This is a genomic window from Kriegella aquimaris (genome assembly GCF_900103215.1).
Classification (GTDB): domain Bacteria; phylum Bacteroidota; class Bacteroidia; order Flavobacteriales; family Flavobacteriaceae; genus Kriegella; species Kriegella aquimaris.
The window spans coordinates 713,851-730,387 of record NZ_FNGV01000001.1; the positions used below are offsets into that span (position 1 = coordinate 713,851).

Consider the following 16,537-nt stretch of genomic DNA (forward strand, 5'->3'; position numbering starts at 1 on the left):
ACTATTATTAAGAATTAAGTGTTTTAATGGACGATAAAAAAAACTTGTTTTTAGCTCAAAAATTAATCTCAGGTGACCCAAAAGCATATGATTTCTTAATGAGTTTTTATTATCAAAGCTTGTGCGGTTATGCCCAATCCTTATGTCATAATCATGATTTGGCCGAAGATATTGTCCAAAATGTTTTCGTTTCAATTTGGACGAATAGAAAGAATATTAATCCTCATTTGTCTATAAAGAGTTATTTATACAAATCCGTCTATAATGAGTTCATTAATCAATACCGGAAAAATAAACCGGTAATATTTTTGGAGAAAAAATATTTGGAGGCCATTGATTTGGCGGTAGATATAGCTCAAGAAGAACTGGACGACTTAATAAAATTGATGAATGGCGAGATCGAAAATTTACCAACAAAATGCAGGGAGATATTTTTGATGAACAAAAAAGAAGGCCTCACACATACTGAAATCTCTGAATACCATAATATCTCCATAAAAACGGTGGAAGGCCATATTACCCGTGCTTTTAAAATATTGACCGAAAAAATTGGCACAAAAATGGAAGCTATACTTTTTTTACTATTTAGTTTCAATAAACAATAGAGCCATCATTCTTCGAGATTAAATTATTTAATATTTCCTATAAAGGAAGAAAAATACTAAAACATTCACGGATAGCTTACTTTATATGAGCGTAGCACTTGTACCTTTTTGATATATGAATGTTACTACAAAAGCCTAAAAGCTCTTTTTAGATGACATTCAGTTTGCAAATTGGGGGCGTAAATTTTCAGAATTAGAACTCATTAAATCGGAAGAGATAATTACGAAGGAGACAAATATTCTCACGCTTGTCCCTTCGCAAGAATTATGGAAAATGGATTTGCCGTTAGATTAGTTCAATTTGGAATTAGAACCTTAAATACGCATCAAGTTGAACAATCAGATAAATTTAATGTTGAGATTCATCAAATGAAAAATTTAGATTTAAACCGAATTCCAAAATTTGATAACCCTTTATATATTTCTTTAGATATGGACGGGTTCGACCCAGCATTTGCTCCTGGAGTTTCACATCATGAACCTGGGGGATTGACTTCTAGACAAGTAATTAATTTAATTCAAATAATTAATTTAATTCAAAGCATCGATTCTGAAATCATTGGAGCTGATATTGTCGAATATAATCCAAATAGGGATTTTCAAAATATGACTGCTTTTTTAGCAGCAAAAATGATGAAAGAAATATTGAGTAAAATGATATAAAGAATCAGACCTAATATGCATATAAAATCATAGCAACCTGCTAGATGTTATGCTACATATACTCATCGTTAGCAGTAGTTAAGTCTAAAATAAAGATTCGACTATGTCCGATACCAAAATAGAAAAAGCCAAGATTTCCATTTTTGGAAATCGTTTTAATTTGTTTGGGAATAAATTCTTGTGCACAGACTGTTGGTCCTTTATCCCATCATTTTTAGAAGGATTTTTAGGTATGTAACTTCTATGATTCATCTGCTGTGTTAAGTAAATTCGATTTACCACATGATGTGTTAAATAAATCAATTTATTAAAAATTCATCTCAGTCCTCCCGGGTGCGATTTTAAACAAGACGGCCAGATAATTCAAATATCCAACAACTCAGGGACAGAGCAACAAAGTTTTGTCAATTTGGGAAAGCTATACAACTACGCCGCAATAGACTTGTTATTACTTAGAAAGGTATTGATTCTGGGAATAAGAAGGTAACATTGGGGATATTTAAGAACGAGTCACCTCAATTAAATCAAATAGTATTCGAAGAAGGTATTCCCTAAAATTTACCCGTTAAAACCTTCAAAATGAATTGTGTTAAATCTTTAGGATAAATTCAAATTTGTCGCTAAATTTAATTGGTTACAATATCGTATAAAGGTCCACAAGAACATATATACTCCCCCTTATTTTGGACCCTATAAATATCGATAGACAGTTCCCATTATTTTAGTCCCCCTTTTTATTCGGATTCTCTAGACATTATTAAAACATGTTCCCCATTGTTTTTGAATTCCTATAGCATTTTCAAGTTCCCTTTATTTATTTTTTGATAGGCACTCAATCGAATTCAGCTATAAAAATTCTAATATGGATAAGCTTCAACTTACCTCCCTTCTAGAGAGTATTACCGGTCATCTACACACGGTTAATCCAGAACAGGAAAAGGAAATGCAAAAGGCGCAGCAAAGAATCGCTAGTTCTTTAATTCAAAGCGAAGATGTTGGCAGTGAACACCTATTTGCCAATTCTAATTTCTATGCGCGGGAAAATATCGATAACGCAAGATTAAGAAACATAGAAACAGTCGCAAAAAAAACGATAGAAACGTCAGAAGATGATGGGTTTCGAACATTTATTCGAACAGTTCCGGCACGAACAGCTCAAGTTTCAGGCAGCATTCCCGATTGGGCGAATGGTGCCCAAGCGGTGGAAACCATGGGCCCCTTTGTCACTTCAGAAGGTCGATACGCGTGGGTAGATATATTTAAAACTATTAAACTAACGACTTTATATAGCGGCACCGAACCTATACTGTTGTTTCAAACCAGGGTTCAACCAACAAGAGTATCTAGAGGGGCGGTTTACTCCATAGTTGCCGGAACCGTTTGGATCCAAGCAAAGCTACTTTCCATCGATGCTCCTGATACGGCGTATGTTGGAATAAAGGTTAAATCGGGAAGTATAAACTTAAGTCAATCACCGACGCTTGTCAATAAGAAAATCACCTTAAAACCAAATACAAATATTGAGGTATCACTAAAGATGGAACAACATGTTCCGGTTACAACATCAGAAACTTCTCCCTACGGTAAAGATGCGAGGGACGCTGAATTCAAATTACCTGAATCTTTTGAATTCATTTGGAGCGGAGCCACAAAAAAACTGACATCACTATCCATCGGCGATGCCTCCTCAAAAATGTTCGGGCAATCTCTAGATTACAACTATAAAATAATACGAAATCCTACCACGGTTTACAATCCTATTTTAAATGTAATCGCCTTTCCATGGCAGCAGAACAATCCCGAGTTTCAAATTGTTAAAGCAAGTGGTAAATTCATTGGAATTTCAGGAACCGCACCGATTAAGCAGAGCTATTGGGCGTTGTCGACAGCTACTCTAGATGTGAACAATCCGTTGCAGGCAGAAGGAAACGGCATGGTAATATTACATTGCGGAAAAGGCCTGAGGGCATCATGGCCGAACCTTGCAAATGATGATGCGCGGTTTATTGAACCCTTGATATTGGGCGGCCCTGGAAACCTTTTTCTTGCAGATTATGCCGCTGATATTTCCGGTGTGAGTCAAGACATAGATCTTTGGCAAGATAACCAGAAACCCTACGGATCTTCTACAAACCTTCAATTCTTAAAAAACACACCTCTGTTCCTGAACATTTCAGGTACTCCAGCACTTGAATACATCACGACGCAATGCGATAGCGATTTTAAAATAGACAGACCGGTAAAAGTAAACGGAGAGCCTTTTGAAGTGCGTTCCAAATCTTCTGTCCTTATGCTTGCCGCTTCCGACAAGAACCGGCTAATCTATCTCTATGATGGCAATATTCTTGCCGACAATGCACCTAAAACTAAAAATCAGGGCGCACCAAAGCCCGTAGCTATCGCTCTCGAAAATGCCCTTTTTACGGTTTCCCAAGTAAATACGTGCCTGTTGTTCGGAAATTGTGACGAGAATTGGACAAAAGTGACCAAAGGTTCGCTTTTTCTCGCATTTGGTCTTTATGGATATTTACCGACGCTTCCAGATCCCTATGTTGGAAAATTAAAATCATGGGAACGATTATTTGCCAGTCAGGGCTCTTATTCAAGAGTGGGCAGGGGCAACCTTAATATGCTTATTTGTGCTGTCAACTATAATCCAATTGATAAAAATGCAGATAAAATCACGACAGGGTTCTATTTTGGCACCTATCCCCCCGAAACCCTTACCGATTCAGAAAATAGTGCTGCCGTATCCGATACTAACAACCTAAGGGTATCGCCTAATTGGGCGCACTCAAAATCTAGATTGACCGCAACCTTGCTCAGAAAACAATCTCCGGATAGTATCGCTCTCACCAAAAACAGATTGAAAGATGTTAAAAATACGTTCACAAGAACCTTGTTCTCCACCGGAAGGGTATTGAATGCAGTAAAAATTAATCGATCTTATCTTGAGGAAAGTACAAAAGCTAACACTTTTTTACTTGAAAGTTTGGGGCTGCTATCAAAAAAAGTAATTGGGCGGGCCAAAGATGAAACTATACTTGACACTGGCTATAATGCGGATTTGCTGAATACAGAAATAAGTGATTTCAACCTTCAAAATGCCTGGGAGAATGTGGTTCTAGGCAGTCGGCTTTCCGCAGAACCTTTTGCACTGTTGGACATCAGTAGCAATGCCAACCAATTGGGTGTAAGTGTCAGTGGAGAAATGATTATCGTAAAGACAGGCAGTGTAACGACGAGTACTGATGAAGGTTCTGTAGTGGTAAAAAACAATTGGCCATTTATTGTGGAAGGCATGCATGTCAAGGTAAAAGGTGATATGGCGCGCTCCTTTACACTACCGCAAATTGCGTGGGAACCCGTCGTAAATCTTTCCCCTCCGGATAGGGAAACTCCTTCCTCCCCTAAACTTTATATGGATCCAGAAGTTGGGGCCTTGTTTTATGAAGATGACGGTGGACCTACCCGGGTTTGGAACAACAATCAAGAGCACGTACCACTCGCACCTATTCCTGTAGTTGATGCCATTGTCGATGATTTCCATGACAACCCTAAAAACTATACAGTTTCAGCGTTTACTTTACCGTTCGGTTTAAAAGCTCTTAGCTTTATTTCCAGAAATTTCGTAGAACCGACAAAACCGAATATCACCAACCTTCGTCCCCAATTTCGTAAAAATACCGATGGCACAAGTAAGTACCAAGGAGGCATACAGTTGAGCCTGACCGCCGGAGATTTCGGAAAGCCGGTACCTACCCCAGAGGAAAAGGACAGTCCGATGTTCCCCGGATATACCATCCAATTAAATAATCTCTTAAACGGTCTGGGACAAAAATCTGGAGCCAGTAATTTGGGGCATAGGGTAACAGAAATTTTTAATAATGAATTTTTGACAGGTGTTCTGGTCAAATCCAACAAATTGGAAAAATCAAGAGGTGTACCTCTCTCACGGATGGATATTACCGGCTATGGTGCCAATATATTTAGCGACTGGCTGAGCCCGACAGCGGCCATGGCACAAACCAGCCAAGCCAAATTTGATGTAATGATGGGGCGCACCGCCCACGAAGTCATTCAAGTAAAAAGCATTTTATACCCTTGGGGGATTAGAGTGGTGCGGACCATAACCGTTTTCCGAACCGCAACCGGTCGTATTTACAGAACGGATAGTGGCTGGAAAGCGGAATCGGACGGTCTATTTGATTTTTCATACCGTTATCAGGATTTGAATGGAAATTTTGTGCCAGGCGAAGATCCCTTTGAATTTCATCCGGGAACAATAAAGGGACTGTTTAACATTCGAAACATAAAAGATGCGCCCTCCGTACAAGAATATACAGCTACCAATGAAATTCCAAATAATACAATATATATAGATGGTATTAAAGGAATAGAAGTCCTAAATGAAGAAGGCAAAACAATAGTTGAAGACGTAAAATGCGGTGGCGTCTATTTTGATGCCGATGTAGAAATCGAAAATGTAATTCAAGGCCATACCAATAACAGGGTGGTTTCCAAAAAAATTCTGGGCTATGTACAGGTCGCCCCTGCAGGAAAACCATTAACCGCGATCCAACTGAGAGACCTGTTAAACCTTCAACAAGGCAGTATCGGTGGTGATCTTGATTGTGTCATAAATATCAATAAAAGTGACCAGCAGATGCGCATCGACAGTTTTGATGTCAATAATTCAACGGACAAGAACGGGAAGCCAGTATTTGTGATTGCGGCACGGGGCACAATGGTCTTACCTAAAGCCGGAAGTTGGTCGGTGGTACAACACCAAGCGGGAACGGGAGAAGTAACTCCATTACCTTCTGGAACCACTGTACCCTTGATACGTACTGGAAAATGGAAAAAAAATGTGGTCATTGACCCTTCAGTGGTCAATAGTCAGCTATTAAGGATAGCCCATCCTACTGAAATACTTAGAAATCCTTCGAACCAAACCATCAATTTTGGGTTTTTACAGTCCACCGATACCCAAAAGGCGCTCTTTTTAACACCATCATACGGTAACGCCGTTAAAAAATTATTGAGTAAGACACCTCCTATTTTTGCTGATGCCTATCGGTTGATGGAAGGAAGTAGTATTTTTCCGAATATAGGAAATGCCATAGATAATTTTGGCAAGGCAATGCCCATGTTGAACGGTAAGGACAGTGCCAACAATACCGTAGAGGCCTTTGTGACCAACGCCCTTGAAGATGGTGAAACAAAGGTGCTCGAATTGATGGAAATCGAAGTGAAAAAAGCCGGGGAAGCCATCGTAGACCAGGGAATGAAATTGTTGCAAAAAGGAGCTAACGGTGTTATTGATAAAGCACTAAAATTTGATATTCCTCAATTTGAAGTACCCCTAGTGGATACCGAAGCATTAAAGATTTACATAGAATACAACACCAAGAACAAGCCTTCCGCCCCCCCAAATCACGTGGATGGGAAGCTCAACTTTGATGTCGATTCCTTTGCCGATCAGGCTGCCGAATCGTGGAAAAGTAGAGTCAACAACCTCGCCATGGTCGTGGACCTTGGGGACATGAAACGTCTAATGACCATCAAAGGAAACTTTGACGCCAAGAAAAGTAAGGAAACCGGTTATGAAGGAGGTGACGATTCGGGAACCAATGGATTACCGGTACCTGAAATCGAATTTAGTGAAGCCCTTCAGCCGGTCATCGACATTTTAGAAGTTCTTGCGCAATTGAGTCAAGGCAACTACGGGGAGGCAATGAAAAAGGGTCTTAAAGTCGCCATGAGCAATAGTGGTGAAATATGGGAATACAAGTTCGAGGCCACAAAAGAAATTCCATTGGTCCGTTTTCCCCCAACTGATGAACTGTATAATAGTGCACAGACTCCTTTAAAATTAGAGGCCTCGTTAGCGTTGGGCGTCTATTTTAACGCCGCTTTAAAAGTAACGACCGATCCTGCTCAATTACTGCCCACGGCTGGTGCCTTTTTACAGTTTAAAGGAGGATTAAGTGTAATGTGCGTATCGGTAGGCGTAGGATCTATATACGCCATAGGTTCGGTAGGTGTAAAAATTGCCGCCGATACCAAAGTGGGCCCTAACTTAGAACTTGCTTTTGCCTTTGGAATTTCGATTGTTGTGAGCCTACCTGTTGTGGGTAATGCCAGCGTAACCTATATGATGGGCGTTACGATGTATGCGGATAAGGACAAGGTAATCATAACGGCATTGATGTCATTTAAGGGAAATGCCAATTTATTAGGAGGTATCGTTACAGTAACCATCATGATTGAAGCTAAAGGAATCATCGAGAAAGTAGGAAATCAAACCAATGCTTCGGCACAGGTCACTTTTGCGCTCGACATCAGCATATTCCTGATTATTGATATCAGTTTTTCAAAAACATGGGGAGAAGACAGACAGGTGGCCTAGATCATATGGTCATTGAAAAAATTAATAATAGAAGATATGGAAGCTAAAAGAAGATACACCACAATGGTTTTTCCGCAAGGGTTCGATGGTCAAAAGATTAAATTGAATATTGTATTGATTCCACGAAACCAAAATCCTTTTGATGCCATAAACACAGGACTGCCTGCACCGAACGATATGGCAACTCCGTTTGCCGATCTTATTCCCGAATTTGAACTTAAGGTCATTAAAGGTCTGGACGAATGGCCGATTAGTAATTCGACCAATGCAGGCAGCGCCCCCGAACAAATACCGGTAACGGTAACCGAAGCCACAAATAAAAAAGCACTTTTACAAGGCATGGCGGCAGATTTCGGGGCAAAAATCAATCTTGATAATACAACGGATAAAGCTGAAGTGCAAGAAATTACTTTAAACAAATACCTTCCTGAAAGCTATAGAGGCTCCTTCAACTTTACCACGCCTCGGCATAAAAACGCAAAGACCGATGATAGTTACCATTGTGCAATTAGAGCCGATGTCAAGAAAAAACCGAATTGGAAGAATAGCGATGACATGAGTTGGGGCCAGGTATTTGCACATATTCTCCGTCAACCCTTATTGGCGCGAGCCTGTGGAATGATCTATAGTGCAGAAATAACGGTTGCCGACCATCCCGATTGGTATGACAAAGGCAGTTATGTGTATGTCGACCTTGTCAATGCAGATTATGAAGCTGTTCAGGAGCAATTATTTCTAGATCCCGATGGACCATTTGTAAAACGGTATGCCGCTAGACTTCCTAAATTGGAGGTTAATGAAGCCCGTCCGCTGTTTGCCCCTTTATTGTTTCCTGTACTCTTTCGTCAAGGACTTGTAGACCCCGAACCTCCCAAAGCACCGTGGGACCAAATTTTTGCGGAAGTGAACGAATACAACGACGGTTTTACCAAAATCGTGCACGCAGCCCAGCCCGTGAGCAGTAATCTGTTGAGCGAGCAACAAGATGGTGTGCATCCTGTAAACGATATGGGTTTTCGGTTGGCGTGGGATGATGAGCAGATCCTTATTTGGTACATCCGTCAATTGACCCATAATCCTGAAGAGCCGGGCAAAAGAATGGACGCACCCTTAGGTGTCTATGGTTATAAAATCGATGTAAAAAAAGAAAATGCTCCCGAATGGAACAGCCTTAATCTTGTAAAAAGCAAGCAAATATATACCATTGGCGGGGCAAGTTTGGGAAACTCGGTCGATCAAACGCTGGAGCTGCCCTATCAGGTATTTCCAACACAGCCAGATAATGACACGAACAGCCCGTATTGGCTACCTATGTATTTCACGAATTGGATCGGTAAAAGTCTGGTATTAAAAGACACCGATGCCATTCAAATTTACCGGAACAATGAAGAGGTAGATTCTTTAAACAACCCTAAAAATGTAAATGCGACGAATATGTTTGATGAAGTCGCCGTAGATGCAGAACTGCTGTATGGAAACACCTATGAGTTTCGGGTACGGATGATGGATATCAGTGGTGGCGGCCCGGCAATAGAGGAAGAACTACACAACAACGCGGCTAGTCCAACAGCGAAGCGGCTGTTCAAAAGATACATTGCCCCCGGACTCTGCCGTATAAACAAGCCAGAAGGCATACGACGGGCAACAATAACCCATTTTAATGAAACTATTGTAAACGATGCCTCCGTGTTCGATGCTAATCCAAGATTAGAAATCCAAAGGCCCCTTCTCACCTACCCTGCAGTAGTGTTTACCAATAAATACCAACAAAAAGGATTAGACCCTATAGCATTGCTCATTCAATCGGGAGCAGGTGTCGATCAGGCCGTTACCCCAGCAATAGCCGATCCCGATGTAAACAGGGTAGAAATAAGGGTGGAGGTTGAAACCTTACGATTGGATAATCTGCTGAGCGAAATTGGAACGGAGAATTACATTACATTGTATAAAACTCACCGGGCCTTTCCTACGGATTTTGACGCACAACTTACTGTACCTGTTACCTTTAGGGATGTCAATGCCTTGAACTTGGGCAATGAAAACGACCCTTTTAATGATCCGGCCATGAATAACTTGGCCATAGATGCTATGAACGAATTGCCGCTGCCTACCGCCCGTACTATTAGGATAACCCTCAGGGCGGTTTGTGAAGAACAAAATAATTATTATGGTTTTATCAATGAGGCCAATTCCGATCTTGATTCACGTTATGGAAAAACAATGCAATTTCTATTTTATAAGGAATCAAATGTGGAGGACGATCTATTGTTATTGAAGCCAAATGTTGCTCCTATCAAAGCAATTTACTTGCAACCGGATCCTCCTCATATAATCGAACGTGTCAATTCACAGATCCATTTTAATCGCGAGAATAAGAATACCGTTCCGGATATTGTCGAGCGTCTGGCCCAACAATTGGGAGTTGTTTCAAGAGGGTTAACGTTGGTGGGGCAAAAAGGCGAACGTGTGGTATTTGGATGCAGCAACAAAATCCAACATCACCTGGCTCCCGATCACAGTAGTATCACCTTAGGTTCCAAGGGCGATCTGTGCAATCATTGGATCGGCTGTCTGGTCTATCACATCAATCGGGATTGGAGTTGGGATGCTCTTGAAAACGTGAGCTTTTCAATCTTCAGGAATAAAAAGTTCCAAGATGATAAAGATGAAGAATTGGAAACCCTAAAAGTGGGCGATATTGAATTGAAACACTACGCATCCTTTGAATCTTTATTGGCTGACGACTTCGGCATTGTGAACAGGTCTCATACCACTATGATATTCATAGATGCCATCGAACCAAAATCGAAACTTTTGAGAACCAATGGTCAACTACGTTTCCCAGATGAATTGGAGGTTGACTATACCTTAACTCCTCATTTCAAGACTGGTCATGGTAACGAACAAGAACATAAGCCTGAAAAATTGACCTTGCCGACAACGGTAATTCCCGCACAAGTGCCTAAAATTGTGAGCGTCGGGATGGCGTTTTCCGCTTATCGAAAAAATGAAAAGTATAGTGCCACCGAACCTAGACAGCGGTATTTATGGGTCGAGTTGGAGGAGCCCGTCAAAGATCCGCATGACACCCTATTTTGTCGATTGCTACGCTATGCCCCCGATCAGATGTTGAGCCACAATCGTGAATTTCTTGATGAAACGCTTCCAGACCCTATACTTCCCATAGACCCGGAATATGTTCGAAGCATTACCCCAAACCAAACCGATGACATGGCCGGGTTAAGTGCCATGCAGGCCATGGAAAAGGCAAGCGACAATGACAATATTCACTATCTTTTGCCCCTTCCCTCCGGGCTACATTCCGAGAGTCCGGAATTGTTTGGGTTTTTCACCTATGAATTTAGGATCGGTCATGGACATTGGAGTAACCTCGAAGATGGAAAAGACAATCTTTGGAGTACCGCCAATGGGCGTTTTGGCAGACCGCTGCGCGTTACGGGTATGCAACATCCCGCCCCCTCTTTGTTATGCAATGTAGATAGGGATGATATTAAAGTAACGGTTAACGCACCTTATGCCAAAGCCGTTCTTAATGGTAAGGATGTTACCGCAGATCCCCCAAGGACACAACTACATGGTGTGCTTTATGCACAAGTCAAGCAGGCCGATGGCCTCGAATACCGGAACATTTTACTCCATGAGAAAGTCATGATACTTTTAAATCCTATCGAAATAAAAAGGGAATTGACGACAGCCTCCGTACTGGTTAAGGCGATGAAGCAAACGGACGGCTATATAGCCCAAAGAAGTGATCAAGATAAAGCAAGCCATTTACTAGCGCAATTTCAAATGTTCAATCAACTGGATGAACTTGACCTGAAGCAAGAAACTAAAGTTAAAGTTTCCAATTTGATGAAACGACGTTCGAAAGGTCGATTAATAAATCCCGACCTAACAACATCCCGTAATTTATTGAGTGCCTATGAAAAATATAAAAAGCAACCTGGATTTGTCACCCCTGTTCCTGCAAATGCCTCATTTACCACAACATCATTACTACAAGGTGCTAAGCTAGCGATCTACAAGGATAAAATTAAAAAAGGGACCTGTACCTGGACTAATAAAGAAATTATTGCCTTGTTGAATCGTTATGGCTTGCCGGAAGATTCCCCATTGAGCGTCATTGTGGTCGAGGTATTCGGAAACATCACAAATATCTTCGACTATATCAACTTCCCTATGGAAGCAATAGAAAAGATTAATAAGGATGTCGCGGTCATCATCAAGAACCGAAAAATAGAAAGTGAAAAAGCACTATCGGATAAACTTGGTGAATATCGCATATTAAGAACATCGCCCTTGACAGAAGTGCCTTTTGTATGTTGTGCCGAATGTTGATACATAGAATTTAATTCAACCAAAATTTCGCCTTCACTATAGTTTTATGATAACGCCCTTCCCATAAAAGGGTCACTTTTTGAGGGTTTTCCTGTTTCTACCCGCCCGGCATACCGCTGTTCAAATTCAGATAATCCATCAACCCGAACAGTAAAATCGTACCAACCATAACTATCCTTCGTATTGATAAAAACAGTTTCTACAGTTCCTTTTTTTACCGTTATCGTCTGCACAGCATTACCGTAAGCCTGATCCTCTACTACCATATTAAAATTTTTGCTTTTAGAAGTATTGGAAATTTTAAGCTCAACATTTCCAGATGGTTTTTTTATAAAGCCCCTCTTTTGTTGGTACCCGCATAAAACTTTTAGGTCTGAATCTATTTTACTTCCCATAAACGCCCTATAGAAACCGTTGGGACCGTAAACTTTTAGATGATAGCTATTCCCCTCAAAATGTTCCAAAGGCCATTCAAAAGTTAGGGCATCTCCTTTCTTCACTGCAACTGGCCAAGTTTTTACTGGTAAAAACTTTGATTCACCACTCGGTGTTTCCTGTAAATAGTTATCAGGTGCGTATATATTAAAGGGAGCTCCCAAGGCCGAATCTCCAAAAATATTATCGGCGGCCGTAAATGTAATTTCATAGGAATTCTTATCGGTATTCATACGACCATCCGCATACAATTCATAGGCTAAGGCACAAGAATCGCGTATACCTGGTTCTTGGTGTGACATAAAGGAAGTCTTATAAATATCTTTTTTTGCTTCAACTATATCGGAAATGGAAAGTGGACCGGAGCTTTTGGGAAGACCTTTAAAACTGGCATTATAGACCTCTTGCATAAATTCGTTTCGATTCACAGATTCGGGTACACCTATGACTTCGCCATTGTATGGCCTAAAACCAGAGGAGAGATTGCCACTGACCGTTCTGCGCCAGCTGCTGATATTTGTTTCCTTAATCGATTTTCCCGTTTTCTTATTTAAAAATTCTTCAAGGAACATAAGGGTAGACGTGATATCACAGACCTCGGAATTCACCCAACCTCCTTTGCTCCATGGCGAAGCAATGACCATAGGTACCCTATACCCAAGCCCGACAGGGCTTTCTCGGGCATCCTCAGCGTCCATACCTTCTTTTGCCAATTCCTGTTCCCGCGTTGCAAATTCTTCGGAAGTATCAATTCCTTTGGAAAAAGCATTCTTGTCTTGAGGGTTGGGCGCTACAAAGGGAGGCACATGATCAAAATACCCATCGTTTTCATCATAAGTCAGTACAAAGATGGTCTTTTTCCATACCTCAGGATTTTTGGTAAGGATATCTAGAACCTCAGAAACGTACCAAGCCCCATACCATGGTGCACTGGGGTGATCAGAAAACTTCTGTGGAGCCGCCAACCAAGAAACCGTTGGCAATTTTCCTTGGTCTACATCTGTTCTAAATTGGTGTAGTATATCACCTTTGGGAACTTTAATTGACCGCTCGGTACCATTATCGTCATATGTCAATGTTTCTGTGCTATGGTAGTCGGGATCTCCAGTATTGGTAGTGAATGCCTTTTTGTGCAAGTTTTTTTGAAACTCCGAAAGTTTTTCAAAGTTTTCCGGGCTCCATTTTTCCAGCACTTCTTTTATTTGTGTTAGTTCGCCCTTTTTCTTAACTAAATCTTTTTCCTTTTTCTGTACTTGCTCCTTGGGCTCTTTGGCCACCTCTTTTTCCAAATCCTTAATTTCAGATGGCAGCTCGGTCAGCCGTTTCTTCAAATATGCCTGAAATCCTCCGCTATAACGCACATTATATTGAGAAAACCACTCTAAGTTATTATCGGTGAAATTGGCCAACAACGATGAATCTTCCACATCGGTAGGCAAGCTTATCTCATTTTGATAAACGCGCCACGAAATATCATTTTCTTCTAATCGTTCGGGGAAAGTTTTCCAATGAGCCTCATTGCCATACGTAACTTCCGAATTACGAACACAAGGTCTCGTTTGTTCACTATCCCACGATTTTCCCGTCCAGAAAAAATTCCTATTCGTTGTGGTCCCCGTTAAAGCGGAACAAAAATGTTGATCAAAAACAGTAAAAGCATCGGCAAATGCGTAATAAAATGGAAGATCTTCGCGGGTATAGTGCCCCATTGTAAGCGGAAAATCGCCGTACTCCTTATCCATTTTTTTGGCATTCAACCACTCATCATACTTACCATCATTTCTGGCATCTACTTGATTTTCCCAAGAATGGGGCAAATCACCCATCCAAGTAGCTTGGGTGTCCTTGATATTTAAGCGAAAAGGCACATACGTATCTCCCTTCTTATTGCTTTGCAACCATACCGGGATTTTATTAGGTAATGAGATTGCCCTAGGGTCATTGTAGCCACGAACGCCCTGTAAAGTGCCAAAGCAGTGATCAAAAGAACGATTTTCTTGCATCAGAAAAACAACATGTTCCGCATCGTAAAATGTGCTACCCTTTTCTGGGTCGATATCCAGTGCTCTTTGTATAGAATACGGCATGCCCGATGTTAATCCCATTCCACCAGCCAACAGACCGGCCTTTTTTAAAAAATCCCTTCTTGTATCCATATTTTTCAAACAGTATTTTAAGCTTTCACAATAATACTGTTAAAAGTAAAGAGGATATTTAAGTAGGAGAAATTTTTATGGACTTTTTGAAACGCCTTAGGCATTATAATCCGATGCCATTCAAAGTACTTTTTACCTATTTAGGTTTTCAATTTAAAAAATGCATTTACTTTAAAATAATAAATCGGGGCAAGCAAAGATGCTTCGGTTAATCACGCAATCATTGCCACCAATCAAAGCTTCCTTAATGATTATTCAGATATCACATTCATTTTAAGGCCTATTTTCCATTGAAGAATACCATAATACCGATGACTATGGCAACCACTAAAACCGATACGGCAATATCTACCCAATTGTAGCTACTCTTATTTTTAAGCTTTTCTTCTTCAGTAATCGTACCGAACGTCAGGTTAGTTACTTTCTCCAAAGAAGGCGCTTCAGTTAGTAAACTCACCACTATCGTAAGTATGATACAGAATAAAAAGAACCATGCCCCAAAAGTGAGGAAGTTCATGTCACCCAGCTTGTAAAGCATTCCATTTGGGTCTAATGACCCTTTAATCAATTCCAATACGATTCGAAAAGCCCCAACAATAAAACCTACGACCAAGGTCACAAAAGCACCTTGAGAGTTTATACGTTTATGAAAAATACCCAAAAGGAAAACGGCAGTAATCGGTGGGGCAATATAGGACTGTACTTTTTGTAAATATTCATATAAAACACCAGAAATATTAGCCATAATCGGAATCCAGATAATACCAATAATCACGACGACGACAGTGGCGATCTGCCCCGTACGCACTAATTTATCCTCAGGAGTATCAGGTTTTAATTTTTTATAAATATCCACCGTGAACAAAGTTGAGCACGAATTGAAGACGGAAGCTAGGGAACTCATTAGGGCAGCCAACAATCCTGCAGCTACCAAGCCCCTTAGTCCTGATGGCAACAGATTACTCATCAGAATGGGAAAAGCTTGATCCGGAGAGTCGTAATGGAGTTCACCGCGCATTTTAAGTGTTAAAGCGATTACACCAGGAATCAGAAACAAGAATACGGGCATTAGTTTTAATAAGGCCCCAAAAATTGTACCTCGTCTACCTTCTTTAATATTTTTGGCGGTTAGCGCTCGCTGTACAATGTATTGGTCTGTACACCAATACCAAACTCCTACTATGGTACTCGTAATTACCAGTGCGGGCCATGGAAAATCGGGATCGGACGAAGATCGCCACATATTCAAGTATTCGGGTGTAACGGTCTCAGCCATACTTGACCATCCACCAACATGCTCCAATCCGATAAAAGTTAGGGCCGCCGCGCCTACAATAAGTATTACGGCCTGTAGGGCTTCGGTATATACAACGGCTCGCATACCGCCAAGAACAGTATAGAGTCCCGTTAGAACGACCGTGGCTATTGCACCTGTCCAGAAATCAATACCTAAAAGTGCAGATACCACTACGCCGCCTGCATAAATGGTTACAGAAATTTTTGTGAGAATATAGGCGATTATAGAAAAAATCGATAAAATCCATCGCGCTCGTGCATCAAAACGTTTCTCGAGAAACTCGGGCATTGTAAAGACCCCGCTACGGGCATAAAAAGGAAGAAATACCCAGCCTAAAATCAAAACGATCCATGCATGTATTTCGTAAATGAGCATGGGCAATTTATTACTTGCGCCAGCTCCGGCAAGCCCTACCACATGTTCAGACCCGATGTTAGAGGCAAAAATCGAGGCACCTACAACAAACCATCCTACATTTCTTCCCGCCAAAAAATAATCTTCGGTATTGTCTTGCTTTTTCCTGATGACCCAAACGGCTATACCCAATAGCACTATAAAATATACGGAAATGCTTAGCCAATCTAACGTATCGAGTGTTTTCATAAAACTA

Annotated in this window: 6 protein-coding genes; 4 read left to right on the forward strand and 2 right to left on the reverse strand. The window is 40.9% G+C overall.

Annotation, left to right across the window (positions count from 1 at the left end; translation table 11 throughout):
• The first annotated feature begins 26 nt into the window (after positions 1-26).
• The 4 genes from BLS33_RS03110 to BLS33_RS03125 all read left to right on the forward strand — a co-directional run bounded on the left by BLS33_RS03110 (position 27) and on the right by BLS33_RS03125 (position 12,039).
• Entirely contained in the window at positions 27-605 is a 579-nt protein-coding gene (locus tag BLS33_RS03110) for an RNA polymerase sigma factor (RefSeq protein WP_089885172.1), read from the forward strand.
• Between the two features lie 207 nt (positions 606-812).
• A complete protein-coding gene (locus BLS33_RS03115) occupies positions 813-1,268 on the forward strand; it encodes an arginase family protein (RefSeq protein WP_394330894.1) in 456 nt (151 codons plus the stop codon).
• An 862-nt stretch (positions 1,269-2,130) separates the two neighbouring features.
• A complete protein-coding gene (locus tag BLS33_RS03120) occupies positions 2,131-7,680 on the forward strand; it encodes a hypothetical protein (RefSeq protein WP_089885174.1) in 5,550 nt (1,849 codons plus the stop codon).
• 12 nt (positions 7,681-7,692) lie between these two features.
• Complete coding sequence (locus BLS33_RS03125; RefSeq protein WP_143017564.1) at positions 7,693-12,039, forward strand: hypothetical protein; 4,347 nt, start codon at positions 7,693-7,695, stop codon at positions 12,037-12,039.
• 44 nt (positions 12,040-12,083) lie between these two features.
• Here the strand turns inward: BLS33_RS03125 and BLS33_RS03130 are convergent, their stop codons facing one another.
• Both BLS33_RS03130 and BLS33_RS03135 read right to left on the reverse strand, forming a co-directional pair.
• Positions 12,084-14,630, reverse strand: a complete 2,547-nt coding sequence (locus BLS33_RS03130) for a phosphocholine-specific phospholipase C (protein ID WP_089885178.1) — start codon at positions 14,628-14,630, stop codon at positions 12,084-12,086.
• Positions 14,631-14,910: 280 nt separating this feature from the next.
• On the reverse strand, positions 14,911-16,530 hold the full coding sequence (locus BLS33_RS03135; RefSeq protein ID WP_089885180.1) for a sodium:solute symporter: 1,620 nt from the start codon (positions 16,528-16,530) through the stop codon (positions 14,911-14,913).
• Between the last annotated feature and the right edge of the window lie 7 nt (positions 16,531-16,537).